This is a genomic window from Streptomyces ochraceiscleroticus (assembly GCF_000720485.1).
Classification (GTDB): Bacteria; Actinomycetota; Actinomycetes; order Streptomycetales; family Streptomycetaceae; genus Streptomyces; species Streptomyces ochraceiscleroticus.
In genome coordinates this window covers 22,629-39,579 of sequence record NZ_JOAX01000001.1, presented here as the reverse complement: position 1 = coordinate 39,579, position 16,951 = coordinate 22,629, and the positions used below count along the sequence as shown (strand labels likewise).

At 73.4% G+C, this 16,951-nt stretch carries 15 protein-coding genes; 10 read left to right on the top strand and 5 right to left on the bottom strand.

Going from position 1 to position 16,951, the window contains the following annotated elements; all coding sequences use genetic code 11:
• Positions 1-11: 11 nt before the first annotated feature.
• Positions 12-1,127, top strand: coding sequence for a Nickel transporter NicT (gene nicT, locus IG84_RS0100180; RefSeq protein ID WP_031049587.1), 1,116 nt, complete (start codon positions 12-14; stop codon positions 1,125-1,127).
• 46 nt (positions 1,128-1,173) lie between these two features.
• Here the strand turns inward: nicT and IG84_RS0100175 are convergent, their stop codons facing one another.
• A complete protein-coding gene (locus IG84_RS0100175; RefSeq protein WP_031049584.1) occupies positions 1,174-1,761 on the bottom strand; it encodes an HhH-GPD-type base excision DNA repair protein in 588 nt (195 codons plus the stop codon).
• 71 nt (positions 1,762-1,832) lie between these two features.
• Between IG84_RS0100175 and IG84_RS0100170 the strand changes: the two genes are divergently transcribed.
• Both IG84_RS0100170 and IG84_RS0100165 read left to right on the top strand, forming a co-directional pair.
• Positions 1,833-2,630, top strand: a complete 798-nt coding sequence (locus IG84_RS0100170; RefSeq protein WP_031049581.1) for a PTS sugar transporter subunit IIAB — start codon at positions 1,833-1,835, stop codon at positions 2,628-2,630.
• Positions 2,631-2,648: 18 nt separating this feature from the next.
• Positions 2,649-4,226, top strand: a complete 1,578-nt coding sequence (locus IG84_RS0100165) for a PTS ascorbate transporter subunit IIC (protein ID WP_031049577.1) — start codon at positions 2,649-2,651, stop codon at positions 4,224-4,226.
• A 1-nt stretch (position 4,227) separates the two neighbouring features.
• Here IG84_RS0100165 and IG84_RS37565 read toward each other — a convergent pair whose 3' ends face one another.
• From IG84_RS37565 to IG84_RS0100145, 4 genes are all read right to left on the bottom strand, one after another.
• Positions 4,228-5,268 (bottom strand): PP2C family protein-serine/threonine phosphatase, encoded by a 1,041-nt coding sequence (locus IG84_RS37565; RefSeq protein ID WP_157848795.1) that lies wholly within the window; start codon positions 5,266-5,268, stop codon positions 4,228-4,230.
• Positions 5,269-5,453: 185 nt separating this feature from the next.
• On the bottom strand, positions 5,454-6,500 hold the full coding sequence (locus IG84_RS37560) for an ATP-binding protein (RefSeq protein WP_051861189.1): 1,047 nt from the start codon (positions 6,498-6,500) through the stop codon (positions 5,454-5,456).
• Positions 6,501-6,632: 132 nt separating this feature from the next.
• A complete protein-coding gene (locus IG84_RS0100150; protein WP_031049568.1) occupies positions 6,633-7,226 on the bottom strand; it encodes a GNAT family N-acetyltransferase in 594 nt (197 codons plus the stop codon).
• Positions 7,227-7,246: 20 nt separating this feature from the next.
• On the bottom strand, positions 7,247-8,740 hold the full coding sequence (locus tag IG84_RS0100145) for an alpha/beta fold hydrolase (RefSeq protein WP_245659177.1): 1,494 nt from the start codon (positions 8,738-8,740) through the stop codon (positions 7,247-7,249).
• Positions 8,741-8,897: 157 nt separating this feature from the next.
• Between IG84_RS0100145 and IG84_RS0100140 the strand changes: the two genes are divergently transcribed.
• From IG84_RS0100140 to IG84_RS0100110, 7 genes are read left to right on the top strand one after another with little or no spacing between them, the layout of a single operon-like run.
• Positions 8,898-10,154 (top strand): ATP-grasp domain-containing protein, encoded by a 1,257-nt coding sequence (locus IG84_RS0100140; protein ID WP_031049561.1) that lies wholly within the window; start codon positions 8,898-8,900, stop codon positions 10,152-10,154.
• Positions 10,151-11,017, top strand: coding sequence for a Rossmann-like domain-containing protein (locus IG84_RS0100135; protein WP_037798905.1), 867 nt, complete (start codon positions 10,151-10,153; stop codon positions 11,015-11,017). Before IG84_RS0100140 ends, IG84_RS0100135 begins: the two co-directional genes overlap by 4 nt.
• Positions 11,014-12,099 carry a PLP-dependent cysteine synthase family protein gene (locus tag IG84_RS0100130; protein WP_031049557.1) on the top strand — a complete coding sequence of 362 codons (1,086 nt, stop codon included), beginning with the start codon at positions 11,014-11,016 and terminating at the stop codon, positions 12,097-12,099. Before IG84_RS0100135 ends, IG84_RS0100130 begins: the two co-directional genes overlap by 4 nt.
• Positions 12,096-13,196 carry a dipeptide epimerase gene (locus tag IG84_RS0100125; RefSeq protein ID WP_031049555.1) on the top strand — a complete coding sequence of 367 codons (1,101 nt, stop codon included), beginning with the start codon at positions 12,096-12,098 and terminating at the stop codon, positions 13,194-13,196. The genes IG84_RS0100130 and IG84_RS0100125 overlap by 4 nt, the downstream gene beginning before the upstream one ends.
• Positions 13,193-14,458, top strand: a complete 1,266-nt coding sequence (locus tag IG84_RS0100120; RefSeq protein WP_031049553.1) for an MFS transporter — start codon at positions 13,193-13,195, stop codon at positions 14,456-14,458. Before IG84_RS0100125 ends, IG84_RS0100120 begins: the two co-directional genes overlap by 4 nt.
• 20 nt (positions 14,459-14,478) lie before the next feature.
• Complete coding sequence (locus IG84_RS0100115) at positions 14,479-15,270, top strand: class I SAM-dependent DNA methyltransferase (protein ID WP_031049549.1); 792 nt, start codon at positions 14,479-14,481, stop codon at positions 15,268-15,270.
• A 60-nt stretch (positions 15,271-15,330) separates the two neighbouring features.
• Positions 15,331-16,923, top strand: a complete 1,593-nt coding sequence (locus tag IG84_RS0100110) for an ABC transporter substrate-binding protein (RefSeq protein ID WP_031049543.1) — start codon at positions 15,331-15,333, stop codon at positions 16,921-16,923.
• Positions 16,924-16,951 lie beyond the last annotated feature (28 nt).

Genomic DNA, 16,951 nt, shown 5'->3' with positions numbered 1-16,951 from the left:
GTGACCGCCGGATGGCCCTGCCCACCGATGCCCCTGGTTCTTCCGTGCTGCCCGATTTCCGCTGGCAGCGCCGCGACACCGTACGGACCGCCGGTCTGCTGGCGGTCATAGCCGCTCTGCACATCGTCGCGTTCGGTGTGCTGTTCCTGCTCGTCGTGCCCGGTCACTACACCGTCGGCACCCAGGTGTTCGGCGTGGGCCTCGGCGTCACCGCGTACACCCTCGGCATGCGGCACGCGTTCGACGCGGACCACATCGCCGCCATCGACAACACCACCCGCAAGCTCATGGCCGACGGGAAGCGCCCGGTCTCGGTGGGCTTCTGGTTCGCGCTCGGCCACTCCAGCATGGTCGTGATCATGGCCGCGCTGGTCTCGGGCGGCGCGGCGCTCGCCGGGACCCTGATGGACGAGGACTCCCGTACGCACCAGGTGCTCGGCACGGTCGGCACCACCGTCTCCGGTGCCTTCCTCTATCTCATCGCCGCCCTCAACCTGGTCGCGCTGGCCGGCATCTGGCGCGTCTTCCGTGCCATGCGGGCCGGGGAGTACGACGAGTCGGAGCTGGAACGGCAGCTCGACTCGCGCGGTTTCATGAACCGGGTGCTGGGCCGGTTCACCAAGGCCATCACGCGGCCGGGCCAGATGTTCCCGATCGGGCTGCTCCTCGGCCTCGGCTTCGACACCGCGACCGAGGTGACGCTGATGGTGATGGCGGGCAGCGGCGCCGCGTCCGGGCTGCCCTGGTACGCGGTCCTGTGCCTGCCGCTGCTGTTCGCGGCCGGGATGAGCCTCTTCGACACGCTCGACGGCACGTTCATGAACTTCGCGTACCAGTGGGCGTTCTCCAACCCGGTGCGCAAGGTCTACTACAACCTCACGATCACCGGCCTGTCGATCGCCGTGGCCCTCTTCATCGGCACCATCGAGCTGGTCAGCGTGTTGCACGACAAGCTCGGCCTGAAGGACGCGGTCACCGGCTGGATCTCCGGCCTGGACCTGGACAACGTCGGTTACCTCATCGTCGGCCTCTTCGTCGTCGTCTGGGCGGCGGCGATCGCCTACTGGCGGCTGTCGGACGTCGAAAAGCGCTGGGCGGCACGGGTGGCCGCCTCTCCGGAGAGCTGAGCGCGCAGAAGAAGGAGAGGGGCGGCGGGCCGGGTGCCCGCCGCGTCTACTTGCCGGCCGCCTTCTTCGCCGCCCGCTTCATCTGCTGCTTGTACGCGCGGACCTCGGCCAGCGACTCGGGGCCCGTGATGTCGGCGACCGAACGGTGGGAGCCCTCCTCGCCGTACGGGCCGGCGGCCTCGCGCCAGCCCTCGGGGCGCACGCCGAACTGCTTGCCGAGCAGCGCCAGGAAGATCTGCGCCTTCTGCTTGCCGAAGCCGGGCAGGTCGTTGAGGCGCTTCAGCAGCTCGGCGCCGGTGGGTGCGTCCCGCCACACGGCCTCCGCGTCCCCGTCGTAGTGCGTGACGAGGTACTGGCAGAGCTGCTGCACCCGCTTGGCCATCGACCGCGGATAGCGGTGCACGGCCGGCTTGCGGGCCAGCAGCTCCTCGAACGCCTCCGGGTCCTGCGCCGCGATGGCCTGCGCGTCCAGGTCCTCGCCGTTCATCCGCCGGGCGATGGTGTACGGACCGGTGAACGCCCACTCCATCGGCACCTGCTGGTCCAGCAGCATGCCCACCAGCGCGGCGAGCGGACTGCGGCCGAGCAGTTCGTCGGCTTCCTCCTGCTGGGCGACCCGCATCCTCACGTTCATGTTTCTGATGATCCCTTCCGGCGCCGCACCCCGCATATCCAGGCAAGCGTTTTCGTGCGACGATCCCGTCCATGCCGACACTGAGCGAACTGATTCCCGCCGAGGCCGTGCGGCTGGACGTGGCGGCGGCGGACTGGCGGGAGGCGGTACGGGCCGCCGGCGACCTGATGGTCGCGACCGGTACCAGTACCGGCGAGTACACCACGGAAATGATCGAGAACGTCGAGGGGAACGGGCCTTACATCGTCATCGCGCCCGGCTTCGCCTTCGCGCACGCCCGCCCCTCGCCCGCGGTCCTGAAGACCGGCATGTCCTGGGTGCGGCTGGCCGAGCCGGTGGAGTTCGGGCACGAGTCGAACGACCCGGTGAGCCTGGTCGTCGGGCTCGCGGCGCGCGACTCCGGGGCGCATACGGAGGCGATGGCGGCGCTCGCGAGATTGCTCGGTGACCCGGAGACCGAGCGGGCGCTGCGCGAGGCCCGGACGCCGGAGGCGGTGCACGCGGTACTGGCGGGCCTGGACGCGTCGCAGGAGCAGGAGGAACGGCAGGAGCCGGAAGAGCGGCAGGCCGGCGGCGGGTCCGCGCACAAGATCCTCACCGTCTGCGGCAACGGCCTGGGCACCAGCCTCTTCCTGAAGAACACCCTGGAGCAGGTGCTCGACCGCTGGGGCTGGACGAAGTACGTCACCGTCGAGGCGACCGACACCATCTCCGCCAAGGGCAAGGCCGGCGAGGCCGTCGCCATCCTCACCTCGGGCGAGATCGCCAGGACGCTCGGCGACGTCGGCGTCCCGGTGAAGGTCGTCGAGAACTTCACCAGTACGGGTGAGGTCGACCGCATCCTCCGCGACACCTACGACGTCCAGTAACGAAGGGCGCGCTTTTTCATGCACTGGCTCGTATCGATCGCCGAATTCCTGGTCAACGAGGTCCTCAGCCAGCCGGCGTACCTGGTCGGCCTGATCACGGCCACCGGGCTGATCGCCCTGCGGAGATCCGCCGGACAGATCATCGGCGGCGCCATCAAGGCGACGCTGGGCTTCCTGCTGATCGGGGCCGGCGCCGATCTGGTCGTCGCGGCCCTCGCGCCGCTGGGCGAGATGATCCAGGGCGCGACCGGCGCGCACGGCGTCATCCCGACCAACGAGGCGATCGTCGGCATCGCGCAGGCGCAGTTCGGCGCCCGGGTCGCCTGGCTGATGATCGTCGGCTTCGGGGTCAGCCTGCTGCTGGCCCGCTTCACGCCGCTGCGGTACGTCTTCCTGACCGGCCACCACATGCTGTTCATGGCCACGCTGCTGACCGTGGTGCTGGCCACCGCCGGCCAGTCCTCGGCCGTCGTGGTGCTGGTCGGCGGCGTGCTGCTGGGCATCCTGCTGGTCTCCATGCCGGCCTTCGCGCACCCGTGGACCAAGCGGATCACCGGTGACAACACCATCGCCATCGGCCACTTCGGCACCGCCGGATACGTCGCGGCGGGCGCGACCGGGCAACTGGTCGGCAAGCGCAGCCGCAGTACGGAGGACATGAAGCTGCCCGAGGGGCTGCGCTTTCTGCGCGACTCGATGGTGGCCACCGCGCTGTCCATGGTCCTGATCTACGTGATCATGTCGGTCCTCTTCCTGGCCAGGGCCGGCCGGGGGACCGCGTTCAAGGCGTTCGCCGGCGACGGCGGCACGGCCGCCACCGGTATCGGCAACTACCTCATGCAGTCCGTCATGCAGGGTCTGCAGTTCGGCATCGCCGTCGCGATCATCCTGTTCGGCGTGCGGACGATCCTGGGCGAGCTGGTCCCGGCCTTCCAGGGCATCGCCAAGAAGGTGGTGCCCGGCGCGGTGCCCTCCCTGGACGCGCCGATCGTCTTCCCGTACGCGCAGAACGCCGTCCTCATCGGCTTCCTCTGCAGCTTCCTCGGCGGCCTGGTCAGCCTCGGGCTGCTCTCCGCGCTCTTCCACCCGTGGTTCGGCCTCGCGCTGGTCCTGCCGGGGCTGGTCCCGCACTTCTTCACCGGCGGCGCGGCCGGCGTCTACGGCAACGCGACGGGCGGCCGGCGCGGCGCGGCCCTCGGCGCCTTCGTCAACGGCGTCCTCATCACCTTCCTGCCCGCGCTGCTCCTGAAGGTGCTCGGCGCGTTCGGCGAGGAGAACACCACCTTCGGCGACGCGGACTTCGGCTGGTTCGGCTCGCTGATCGGCAACGCGGCCAAGACGGGCGGCGCGGGCGCCGTCGTACTGATGCTGGCCATCGGCGCGGTCGTACTGGGCGGCGCCGTGCTCGTGCAGAAGCGGGTGGTGGAGACCGGCTGGGACCCGGGAGCGCGCCGGGACGCCGTACTGCCCCGTACGGAAGCCCCGGCGGCCGCGGCCCCGACGGGCGGCACGGCTGCCACGACCGCCCACGCGAAGATCGCCCCGCCGGCCGGCGCGCCCACGCCGCCCCCGCCCCCGCCGCCGGAATCCCGCTGAGTCAGCTGGAGTGCTGCCGGGACGGCGGGCGGATGAGGAGCATCATCGCGTCGTCCCGGGAACCGCCGTCGCGGTAACGGTCCAGGTCGACTTCGAGCGCGTCCAGGACGACGGTCGGCTCGTGGCCGCAGAAGGCCGTGAGGCGCTCGGCGAGCGGGTAGAACTCGCCCGCGCCGTTGCGGCATTCGGCCACCCCGTCCGTGCACAGCAGCAGCCAGTCGTCCGGCGCCGGCCGCACGACCGCGGTCGGGCACCGGTCCTGCACCATCCGCATCAGCCCGAGCGGGGCCGTCGCGTCCAGCCCGGCGAGCCAGGAGGCCCGGCCGCCGCGCACCAGCAGCGGCGGCGGATGGCCGCAGCTCAGCAGTTCGACCCGGCCGTCGTCGTACACATTGATCAGCAGCGCGGTGACGAAGCCGTCGTGGTGGTGGATGCGGGTGACGGCGGTGTCCATGCGCAGCGCGATGCCCGCCAGGCTGCTCTCGTGGTGCGCGAGCTCCCGCCAGATGTGCAGCGTCTCGGCGGCCGTCCCGACCACGTCCAGGCCCTTGCCCGACACGTCACCGATGAGCAGCCGCACGCCGAAGGGGGTGCGCTCGGCGCCGCAGATGTCGCCGCCGACCGTGGCGCCGGGGGTGGCCGCGAGATACCGCGCGTCCAGCCGTACTCCGCCCACCGACTCGGGCGGCCGGGGCAGCACCGCCGCCTGGGTCACCTGGGCCAGTCGGCCGAGGCGGGCGAGCTTGGACTCCTGGCGGCGGCTGCGGCGGGCGGCGGCGCGGATCAGCGCGGTCACGGTCAGCACGCCCGCCAGCGCCGCGACCACGTTCACCGGGCGGGCGCCCCAGCCCAGTAACGCCACCCCGCCGAGCGCCGCGGCGCCCGCGCCCAGCACGTCGCGTCCGCCCGACCGCCCCATCGCGGGCAGCGCCGCGACGGCGGGCATCAGGGGAAGGAAGAGCTGCGGGAGATGGAGGGACCGCCCGAGGAGGGCGCAGACCGCGACCACCGCCAGCGGAAACGTTCCTCGGATCAGCCTCACGGAATTGCCGGACGTCGGTGCGGCCGGGACGGTACTGATACGTCCGGCCGGAGGAAGCTTCGGCATGGCGGACCTGCCCGCTGAGCGGCGGCTGGAACGGAACAGCCTAGTGAGCATTCGATGCACTAGGTGTGCATATGGCGAATTCCCTCGGATAGAAGCTGGTCAAACCCGTGCGTCGGATATCAAGATGCGCGCAGCGTCCAGACCAGGAAGCGGTTCACCAGCTCTCGCTCCTCTCCCGACAGGCTCAGCCGTTGCCGCCCGTAGGCCCGGGTGGCACGCGGCATCCGGAAGGCCGTGCCCTCCTCCTCGTCCGGCTGCGGCTCGATCAGCGACTGCCAGGCCAGCCCCGTGAACGCCGCGACGAGCGGGCCGGGCGGCAACAGCTCATCGCCGCAGATCTCCAGTACCTGTGCCAGCTCGAAGCTGCCGGGGAAGACGCTGAGCCGCGCCCAGAGCAGCCGCTCCTCGGCCGTGCACAGCCGCAGGCTCCAGCCGAGGGAGTCGCGCAGCGAACGCTGGCGGGCGGGCAGGCCGGGCAGTCCGGGCGCGGTGGCCGGCAGGTCGAGCGCGGCCTCGGCCCGGGTGAGACCGGCGAGCACGTCGGCGGCGGAGCGGTGCGCGAGCTGGCCCGCCGCGATCCGCACGGCGAGCGGCAGGCCGTCCAGCAGCGCGCAGATCCGCCGGACCGCGTCGGGCGCCGCCTCCTCGGCATCGAGCTGCCGGGCGTACTCCGTGAACAGCCCGGCCGCGACGTCGAGCGGTACGGGGGGAAGCGGATACAGGCCGGGGGTGCGCAGCGGGGTGCGGCTGGTGGCCAGTACGTGCAGGCGGGGGCAGGCGTCGACCAGGGCGGTGAGGACCTCGGTGCACCGCTCGGCCAGGTATTCGCAGGTGTCCACGACCAGCAGCGCCGGGGTGTCGCCCAACGCCTCGGCGAGCGCGGCGAGCTGGGGTTTGCCCGCCGGCCCGTCCATGCCGAACGCGCGGGCCAGCCAGTGCGGCACGAGCCCGGGGTCGAGGAGCGGCGCGAGGTCGGTACGGGCCACGACCGCGTCCGGGCCGAGCCCCGGCCGGCGTGCCAGCGCCCCGGCGAGCGCGCTCTTGCCGACGCCGCCGGGGCCCGTCACCGTCACCAGACGCTGGCGCCGCAGCAGGTCCTCGACCTCCGTCAGGGCTCCGTCCCGCCCGGCCAGGGTGACCTGGTCGCAGTTCTTCGACTCCAGCATGTTCCCGCCTCCGAGTGCACCTCCGGCCGGGCCAGCTCCGGAAGAGGTGACCAGCCTGCCGGGTGGGCGGGGTGCCGGCATCGGTGATCGGCCGCGATAGGTATACCTAACTCTCGCGGTGCACCAGGTCGTTCACGGGTAGTGGACGCTCTCTCGGACCCGGGGCGGCATCGGGATCTCGAAGTGCACCGTCTCGACGCCCGGCCCGTGCTCGCCCGACGCGCGCGCGTCGAAGACCTCGTCGGCGAGGCTGCGCCAGAAGGCGCCGCTGCCCTCGACCTTGACGTTGGTGTGCAGGTAGATCCGCTCGTAGCCGGGGGTGACGGCCGCGAAGTCGCAGGCCCGGTGGACCATCGTGCGGGCCAGGCCGTGCCGCCGGTGTGCGGGGTCGACGTAGACGCGTACGAGCTGGGCGGTGGAGCCGGACGGGTAGCGCTCGGCGAGCCATCGGGGGTGCGGCGGATGGGCGGGACCCGCGGAGCGCACGCCGGTCGTGCCCACCACCTCGCCCTCGTGCACGGCCACCAGCAGCAGATGGCGGGGATCGTCGAGATAGGTACCGGGGATGTCGATCACGTCGCGGTGCCACCGCGGCACGTAGCCGTAGCGGAATTCCCGGTAGAGGGTGTCGAGCATGATGCGGCGGGCGCCGTCGATGTCGGCGGGGGTGGCGGGCCGCACGGTGTAGGCGGAGGCGGCGAGCCGCGCGGTGTCGGTGACAGTCATGGTGTTCCGTGCTTTCGGGGTCAGGGTGTCGGCAGGCCGGGGCCGGCGCAGTGCACGTCGGCAGCCGGGACGGCCCCGTGCACCAGGTAGGCCGCCGCCGCGCCGTCGACGCAGCCGTTGCCGCGGCTGGCGAACACGCCGTGGGAGTAGTCGTCGTGCAGGGTGACCAGGCGGGAGCCGGGCAGCCGCCGCTGCAGGGCGCGGGCGCCGGCGATCGGCGTGACCGGGTCGTGGTCGGAGGCGATCAGCAGGACCGGGGGCGCGGCGGGGTTGCCGAGCGCGGTGCGGTGGGCGGGCCTGTGGTGCCAGTACGCGCACACCGAAGCCTCCATCCCGGTGAGCACCGGCTGCGGGTCCAGCCGCCGTATTCGCCGGATGTCGGCGGTCACCCGGGCGGGCGTGGGGCCGGGCCCGTCCGCGCACTTGACGGTGCGGTTCGCGGCCTCGTACGTCCGGGACGCCGCGCCGTCGAAGGGGTCGGCCGGGCGCAGCGGCGCGACGGTCCCGTCCTGTAGGTATGTACGGATGCCGTCGGCCAGGCCGGCCCAGCGCTCGGTGCGGCCGAGCGTCCGGTAGACGGTGCGGTCGAACTCCGCGGCGCCGAAGCCGTCGACGGGACGGTCCGCGAGGCCGTCGCGGGCGCGCTGGTAGGCGGCGCGGACGGCCGCGGCGCTGCCGCCCAGTCCGAAGCGCTTCCCGTGCGCGGCGGCCCAGCCGAAGAAGGTGTCGCGCTGGCGCAGCAGCGCCCGGCTCTGCCGGAGGTCGAAGTCGTACCAGTCCTCGGGCCCGACGACGCTGTCGAGCACCATCCTGCTTATGCGGTGCGGGAATTGCGCGGCGTAGGCGGCGCCGAGGTAGGTGCCGTAGGAGACGCCCAGGTAACCGATCTTCCGCTCGCCGAGGGCCGCGCGTATGGCGTCCATGTCGCGGGCCGTCTCGGTGGTCGAGAGGTGCGGGAGGGCGGCGCCGACGCCGGTGGCGCAGTCGTCGGCCGTGCGGCGCAGGGAGTCCAGGTAGGCGCGCTCGGCGGCGGGGTCCTTCGGTACCGGGTCCTGGCCAGGGGCGTCGAAGAGGCCGCCCATGGGGCCGCAGTCCGCGGGCGCGCTGCGTCCCGTGCCGCGCGGGTCGAAGCCGATCACGTCGTACGCACGCCGCACGCTCTCGGGGAGTTTGGCGCGCTTGGTGACGGCATACGGGAGCCCGGAGCCGCCGGGGCCGCCCGGGTTCACCAGCAGGACGCCGCGCCGCTCCTCCCGCGTGCCGGAGGCCGGTACGCGGGAGACGGCGATGTCGATATGCCGGCCCTCCGGGTGGCTCCGGTCCAGCGGGACGCTCAGCTCGCCGCACTCGACGCGGTCGGGCGCGGGCGGGTCCGGTACGGAGCCGGGGCAGGCGCCGAAGCGCAGCGCGGGGGCCGGGGGAGCGGCGGCGTGCGCGGGCGGCGCGGGGAGCAGCGCGGCGGCGGTGGCCGCGAGGGCGCAGAGCAGGGCGGGGCGACGGGCGGCGGTGATCACAGAGCTCGCATTCGGGGCAGTGGCGGGAACACCGTGCAAAGAGGTGACTTGAAAATGATTATCGTTTACAGTGTGGCTCGGTCAAGCCGGACGACTCCCTCGGGACGCGATTCCGGCCGGGCCGACGACCGCAACTCACCGCTGGCGAAGGGGAATCGTGGCTCATCTGCTGATGGTCGAGAGCTGGGTCGGAGCGATGAGCAGGCTGCTGCCACGCGCGATCCGCGAGGGCGGGCACGAGTTCACGTTCCTCACCCGCGACCTGCACCACTACCTGCGCAGCGCGCCCGAGGGCACGGCGCACCCGCTGCTCGGCGCCCGCAACGTGCTGAGCGCCGACACCAACGACCTGGACACGCTGCTGCCGTACGCCGAGCGGCTGCATGCCGCGCTCGGCTTCGACGGCGTGATCACGTCCTGCGACTACTACCTGCCGACCGTCGCCCGGATCGCCGGCCACCTCGGCCTCCCCGGGCCGGCGCCCGAAGCGGTCGAGAACGCCTGCCGCAAGGACGCCACCCGCCGCGTGCTCGCGGACGCCGGGCTGCCGCAGCCGCGGTTCGCGGTCTGCGCCGACCGGTCCGAAGCGGCCGCGGCCGCCGCGGAGATCGGCTACCCGCTGGTGCTCAAGCCGGTGGACCTGTGCGCCGGGATGTTCGTACGCAAGGTCGCGGACGAGGCGGAGCTGCAGCGCGCCTACCGCGCCATCGAGGACTTCCCCGTCAACGCGCGCGGCCAGCGCCGGGCCCCCGTCGTCCTCCTCGAAGAGCTGCTGCACGGGCCCGAGGTCAGCGTGGAGACCGTGACGCACGGCGGTGCCACGCGGGTCGTCGGGGTGACGGACAAGAGCGTGGGCGGGGCGCCGGCCTTCATCGAGACCGGGCACATGTTCCCCGCCGCGCTCTCCGCCGCCGACGCGGCGGCCGCTGCCGACACCGCCGTACAGGCTCTCAAGGCGCTCGGTCTGGACGGCGTCGTCGGGCACACCGAGATCAAGCTGACACCCGACGGGCCGCGCGTCGTCGAGGTCAACCCGCGCCCCGCCGGCAACCGCATCACCGAGCTGATCCGCCATGTCACCGGCATCGACGTGGCCGCCGCCTGCGTGGACGTCGCACTCGGCCACCGGCCCGATCTGACCGTCCGCGACACCGGACTGGCCAGCGCCGCGATCGGCTTCCTCGTGCCGCGGGAGGCCGGCGTGCTCGCGGACATCGACGGCGGCGACGCCGTGCGCGAGGCGGACGGCGTACTGGAGCTCCAGCTCGCCGAGCCGGGGAAGACCGTGAAGGCGGCGGGCAGCAACAACGAGTACCTGGGCCATGTCATGGCCGGCGACCCGGACGGGCCGGGCGCCCGGGCCCGCGTCGAGGAGCTGCTGTCCGGACTGCGCCCGCGGGTGGTGGGCCGATGAGCCCGGCCGCCGACGGCCCCTGTACCGCCGTCACCTCCTACGACGACCTGGTGGCCGGCGTCCTGGCCGGCGCGTACGGACCCGATCCCGCCGAGCGGCGGATCTCCACGGCCTTCAGCACCCGGCAGGCCGTCCGCCATGCCGGGCGCGCCGGCGGCTACCGCAACGAAGTACTCAGCCTGCGGCTGGGCGCGGCGGTCGGCTCCTGCGCGGTCGAGCCCGGCGCGCTGACCGATGAGGCCGTCGAGGCGTGCGTCGGCGCCGACATCGCCACTCTGCTGGCGCACGAACTGCTGCCGGTGCGGGTGGCGGCGCTGGACGCGTACCTGATGGACGTCGCGCCGCACGGGACGGCGAGCGGCTCCCGGTCCTTCCCGCTGCCCGCCGGCAGCTCGCTGGAGAAGTCCCGCGCCCGGGCGCGCGCCGTCGTGGAGCTGATCGACGCGCCGCCCGGCGCGCGGGTGCTCGTCGTCGGCGTCGTCAACTCGCTGCTGGAGGCGCTGCGCGAGCGCGATCTGGCGTACGTGCCGTGCGACCTCAAGGGCGGTACGACGGAGTGGGGCGAGCCGGTCGTCACCGACGCGCTCGCCGAGCTGGACCGCTGCGACGCGGTGCTCGCCTCCGGCATGACGCTGGGCAACGGCACCTTCGAGACGCTGCGCGCGTACGCGGCCGCGCAGGGCACACCGCTGGTGATGTTCGCGCAGACCGGCAGCGCGGTGCTGCCGCGATTCCTCGGGGCCGGGGTGAGCGCGGTGTGCGCCGAGCCCTACCCGTTCTTCTGGCTGGACGGCGGGCCGGGGATCATCCACCGGTACCGCGCCGCCGGGGCCGTGTCCGCCCTCTCCGGAGCCGCCGCATGACCACGGCCGTCCTGCCCGCCACCGCCAATCCGCAGCTCCTCGCCCTGCTCGGCCGCACCCCGCTCGCCCGGATCACCGCCGGGCTGCCCTGCCCGCACCCCGGCTTCTGGGCCAAGCTCGAAGGGCTCGGCGCGGGCGGCATGAAGGCGCGGGCCGCGGTGTCGATGCTGCTGGGCGCGAAGGAGCGCGGCGAACTCCGGCCCGGCGCACCGGTGGTGGAGTCCACCTCCGGCACCCTCGGCGTCGGCCTGGCCTTCGCGGGCCAGGCCCTCGGCCACCCCGTCGTGCTGGTCGGCGACACCGAACTGGAGCCGTCCATGCGGCAGTTGCTGCGCACGTACGGCGTCCGGCTGGAGCTGGTGGACCGCCCGCCGGCCGAGGGCGGCTGGCAGGCCGCGCGGCTGGCCCGGCTGCGCGCCCTGCGCGCCGAACTCCCGGACGCCTACTGGCCCGACCAGTACAACAACCCCGACAACATCGCCGGTTACGCCTCGCTCGCCGCCGAGATCGCCGCCGACCTGGACCATCTCGACGTCCTGGTGTGCAGCGTCGGCACCGGCGGGCACAGCGCGGGCATCGTCGGCCCGCTGCGCCGGCACTGGCCGGGCCTGCGGCTGATCGGCGTGGACGCCACCGGCTCCACGATCTTCGGGCAGCCCGCCAGGCCCCGCCTGATGCGCGGCCTCGGCAGCAGCATCCACCCGCGCAACGTCGCCTACGACGCGTTCGACGAGGTGCACTGGGTCGGCCCGGCCGAGTCCGCCGACGCCTGCCGCCGGCTGGCCGCAGGCAACTTCGTCAGCGGCGGCTGGAGCACCGGCGCGGTCGCGCTGGTCGCCGCCTGGGCGGCCCGTATCCACCCGGGCGCCGTCGTCGCCACCGTCTTCCCCGACGGGCCGCAGCGCTACCTCGGCACCGTCTACGACGACGACTTCGCCACCGCGCACGGGCTGGACCTGGCCACCGCCGCCACCCGCCCCGTCGAGATCCCGCACCCCCGGGCCGCGGAGGCCACCGGCTGGACGCGCTGCCGGACGGTCGCCGACCCGCTCGCCCCCACACCCCCGGAAGGGACCCCGTGAAGCTCAGCCAGCGCACCGTACGGCTCCGGCTCACCGAGCCGCTGCGCATCTCCCGCTCGACCATGGCGGCCCGCGACGCCGTCTGGCTCGCCATCGAGCACCAAGGACAGCGCGGTTACGGCGAGGCCGTGGCCAGTACGTACTACAACCTCGACGCCGACACCATCGGGCGGCTGCTCAGCGAGACCGCGCTCGAACTCGCCCGTTTCAGCGGGCCGGAGGCGGCGCTCGACGCCGTGCGCGAAGGCGCGCTGCCCGGGCCGGCCACCCCGCCCGCCGTGACCGCCGCCGTCGAGTCGGCCCTGCTCGACCTCGTCGGCAAGCGCGCCGACACCCCCGTGCACCGGCTCCTCGGGGCCCAGGAGGCGCCGCGGGCCGCGACCGCGCGCACCATCGGTATCGGCTCGCGCCGCGCCGCCGGGGAGGAGGCCGGCCGGCTGACCCGGCACGGCTTCTCCGTCATCAAGGTCAAGGCCGGCTCGCCCGACCCCGAGGACGACCTGGAACGCGTCCTCGCGGTACGTGAGGCGGCGCCGTACGCCCGGCTGCTGCTGGACCCCAACGGCGCCTGGACCACCGCACAGGCCGCGGCCCTGCTGCCCCGGTACGCCGACCTCGGTGTCGAGGCCGTCGAACAGCCCATCGCGCCCGGCCGCCCCGAGGCGCTGGCCCGGCTCGCCGAACGCTCGCCGCTGCCCGTCATCGCCGACGAGGACGCGGTCGGCTTCGAGGACGCCCGGCGGCTCGTCGGCCGGGTGCACGGCATCAACGTCAAGCTCGCCAAGTGCGGCGGCGTGCACGCGGCGCTGCGCATCGCCGCCCTGCTCGCGGGCAGCGGCACCGAGCTGATGCTCGGCTGCCTGACCGCCAGCTCGCTCGGCCTTGCCCCCGCCGTCCACCTCGCCGACCGCGCCCGCTGGGCCGACCTCGACGGCCATCTGCTGCTCGCGCACGACCCGTGGACCGGCATCGGCGGCACCGACGGCACCGTACGGGCCGGACGGCAGCCGGGCCTCGGCGTGCGGCCGGTCCGCCACACCGACCTGCCCGACGGCACGGCCGCACCGGCCGGCCTCGTCCAGGAAGTGCCGCGATGAAGAAGACCTGGCACGAGATACGCGGCTTCCCGCTCGCCGTCCGCCTGCTGCTGGTCAACCAGCTCGGTGTCAACACCGGCTTCTACCTGCTCATCCCGTACCTCGCCGTCCACCTGGGGGAGGACCTGGGCATGTCGGCCGCGGTCGTCGGCATCGTGCTCGGCGTCCGCAACCTCAGCCAGCAGGGCCTGTTCCTCATCGGCGGCTCGGCCGCCGACCGGCTCGGCGCGCGCGGCGTCATCATCGCGGGCTGCGCCCTGCGCACCGTCGGCTTCGCGCTCTTCGCGCTCGGCGACGGCCTGGCCGTCCTGCTCGCCGCCTCGGTCCTCAGCGGACTGGCCGGCGCGCTGTTCAACCCGGCCGTGCGCGCCTACCTCGCGCAGGAGGCGGGCGACCGCAAGGCCGAGGCGTTCGCGCTGTTCAACGTCTTCGCGACCACCGGCGCGCTGGTCGGCCCGCTGCTCGGCAGCGCCCTGCTGCTGGTCGACTTCCGGGCCTCCGCGCTCACCGCCGCCGCGATCTTCGCCGTACTGACCGCGGCCCAGGCCGCCGTGCTGCCCGCCCGTACCGCCGTCCCCACCAGGAACTCCGTCCTCGGCGACTGGCGCGAGGTCGTCGGCAACCGCGTCTTCCTGGCCTTCTCGCTCGCCATGGTCGGCATGTTCACCATGGAGAACCAGCTCTACCTGCTGCTGCCGGACGGCGCCCGGCGGGCCACCGGCTGGGACGGCGCGGCCGGCATCGTCTTCCTCGTCGGCACCGTCACCAACCTCACCCTCCAGCTGCGGGTGACTCGCGCCCTGAAGAACCGCGGCAGCCGCTCCCGGTGGATCACCGCCGGACTCGGCCTGATGGGCCTGGCGTTCGTCCCGCCGATGGCCGTCGCGGGGCTGACCGGGCCGCCCGGCAGCCTGGGCGCCGCCGCGCTGCGCGCCCTGCCTGTACTGGCCGGGGCCCTGCTGCTCTACCTCGGCGTGATGATCGCCCAGCCGTTCGTGATGGAGCTGATCCCCGACTTCGGCCGCGCCGAGCTGACCGGTACCTACTTCGGCCTGTTCTACGTCGTCTCCGGCATCGCCGCCGCCGTCGGCAACACCGTCGTCGGCTGGGCCATGGACGCCGGGCAGGACGGCGCCGGCCGGCTGCCGTGGGCCTGCTGCCTGGCGTTCGGGCTGCTGTCCGCCGCGGGAGTGGGCTGGCTGCACCGGCTGCGCGCACTGCCGGACCGGGCGCCCGCCGAACCGATGGCGGTGGCCGCGTGACGAGACCGAAGGGACCCGCCGTGAGCAGCGGAAACCTGCTGACCGACAACCCGGAGCTGTACGAGGCCCGGTTCCCCGACACCGACCGGCTGGCCGGGCGCTGGGCCGCGGACTGCCTGCGCCGGTACGGCTCAGGTCCGCGCGTCCTGGACATCGGCTGCGGGACCGGGCGCGACGCGGCTTACCTGCACGACACCGGCCGCTCCGTCGTCGGCGCCGACCTCTCCGAGGCGATGCTGACGTACGCCCGCACCCATCACCCCGGACCTGCGTACGTACGCGCCGACCTGCGCGGCTTCCGCTTTCCCGAGCACTCCTTCGACGCCGTCGTCTGCCTGGACAGCGCGCTGCTGTACTGCCACACCAACGACGACCTCGACGGTTTCCTCGCCTCCTGCCGGCGAAGCCTGGTGCCGGGCGGGCTGCTCGTCGCCGAGATGCGCAACGGCGCGTTCTTCCTGGGCCGTACCGAGCTGCTGGATGCCCCCGTGGTGCGCAGCTTCGACTGGCAGGGCGTGGCTTACGCATCCACCACGACCCTGCACGTCGACCGTGCGGCGCAGTTGCTGCGCCGCACCCGCGTCTGGACCGCCGACGACGGCTCCGCGCCGGTCGAGCAGCGCTCCGCGTGGCGGCTGCTGCTCCCGCAGGAGCTGCGGTACGTGCTCGCCGCGCACGGCTTCGAGGTGCTGGCCCTGTACGACGGTCCGGGGCCGCGCACCGAGCCCGCCTGGCAGGAGGGGGACGCGCCGGGCGCGCGCCTGGACGGCGACCGCCTGCACCTCGTCGCCCGCCTGACGCCGCCCACCTGACCTCAACCGGCCGACTCCGCCCACCGCTTGACGACCCACTCGTATCCGGAGGACACCGCCATGCCCCATGCCCCTCTCGACGACTCCCGCTTCCCCGGCCTGCGCCGCCGGGGATTCCTCGCAGCCGCCGGCGGCGTGGCCGGGCTCGGCGCGCTCGCCCTCGCCGGCTGCGGTGGCCCCGGTACCACCGGTGACGCCGCGGGCGGGGGGAGCAGACCGCGGCGCGGCGGCACGCTGCGCGCCGCGTTCGCCGGCGGTGGCGCGAGCGAGACCCTCGACCCGCACCGCACCAACCTCTTCGCCGACGCGGCCCGCGCCAAGGCCCTCTTCGACAAGCTCGCCGACCAGGGCGCCGACCTCTCCGCGCAGCCGCGCCTCGCCGCTTCCTGGGAGCCCAATGACGGCCTGGACCGCTGGCGGGTGAAGCTGCGCAAGGCCACCTTCCACGACGGCAAGCCGGTGACCGCCGCCGACGTCCTCTACAGCTACCGCCGCATCGCCGACCCGAAGGAGGCGTTCCGCGCCAAGGCGTCCCTGGAGCCCATCGACCTCAAGGCGAGCCGGGCCGTCGACGACCGCACGGTCGAATTCGTCCTGAAGCGCCCCACCGCCGAATTCCCCAATGTGCTGGCCGCGTTCGGCGCGTACATCGTTCCCGAGGGCGCCCGCCACTTCGACGACAAGCCGGTCGGCAGCGGCCCGTTCCGCTTCGTCTCCTTCACGCCCGGCCGTTCCGCCGTCGTCGAGCGGTACGACGAGTACTGGGACGGCGCGCCGCACCTGGAGCGGCTGGAGTTCGTGATCGCCAACGAGGAGTCGGCCCGCGTCAACGCCCTCCTCGGCGGCCAGGTCGAGTACGCCCACGAGCTGAACCCGACCACCGCCCGCGCGCATGAGGGCAAGGGGCAGGTGGAGATCGTCCGGCTGCGCAACAGCGCCATGCAGGCGTTCGCGATGAAGACCGACCGGGCGCCGTTCGACGACAAGCGGGTGCGCGAGGCGTTCTTCCTGATCGCCGACCGCGAGGAGCTGGTCAAGGGCGCGCTGTCCGGCGCCGGCGAGATCGGCAACGACCTCTTCGGCAAGGGATACGAGTACTACGCCGACGGCCTGCCGCAGCGCACCCAGGACCTGGACAAGGCCCGCCACCTGCTGAAAAAGGCGGGCGCCGACGGTCTGAAGGTCACCCTGGACACCTCTCCCGTCGCCGCCGGCTTCACCGAGGCCGCCTCCATCTTCCGCGACCAGGCAGCCAAGGCCGGCGTGCACGTGAAGGTCAAGGTGGGCAGCAAGGACACATTCTGGACCGACACTCTGGACTCCGGGACGCTGGCCAGTTACCGCTCCGGCGCCATGCCCATCGAGTCGCACATCTCCCAGCGCCTGCTCACCGACTCCACCACCAACGCCACCCAGTGGCACCACAAGGACTTCGACGCGCTCTACCAGCAGGCCCAGTCGACCAAGGACAAGAAGGACCGGGCGGCCGTCTACGAGCGGATGCAGCGCCGGCTGTACGCCGAGGGCGGCTTCCTGGTCTGGGGCTTCGCCGACTGGATCCTCGGCACGGCGCGCAATGTCCGCGGCGTCGCGCGCGACGCACCCGCCAACACCCTGGACTGGGCGCGGTTCGACAAGGTGTGGCTGGCGTGAGCGGCACCGAAGCGGTGCGCGGTACGGG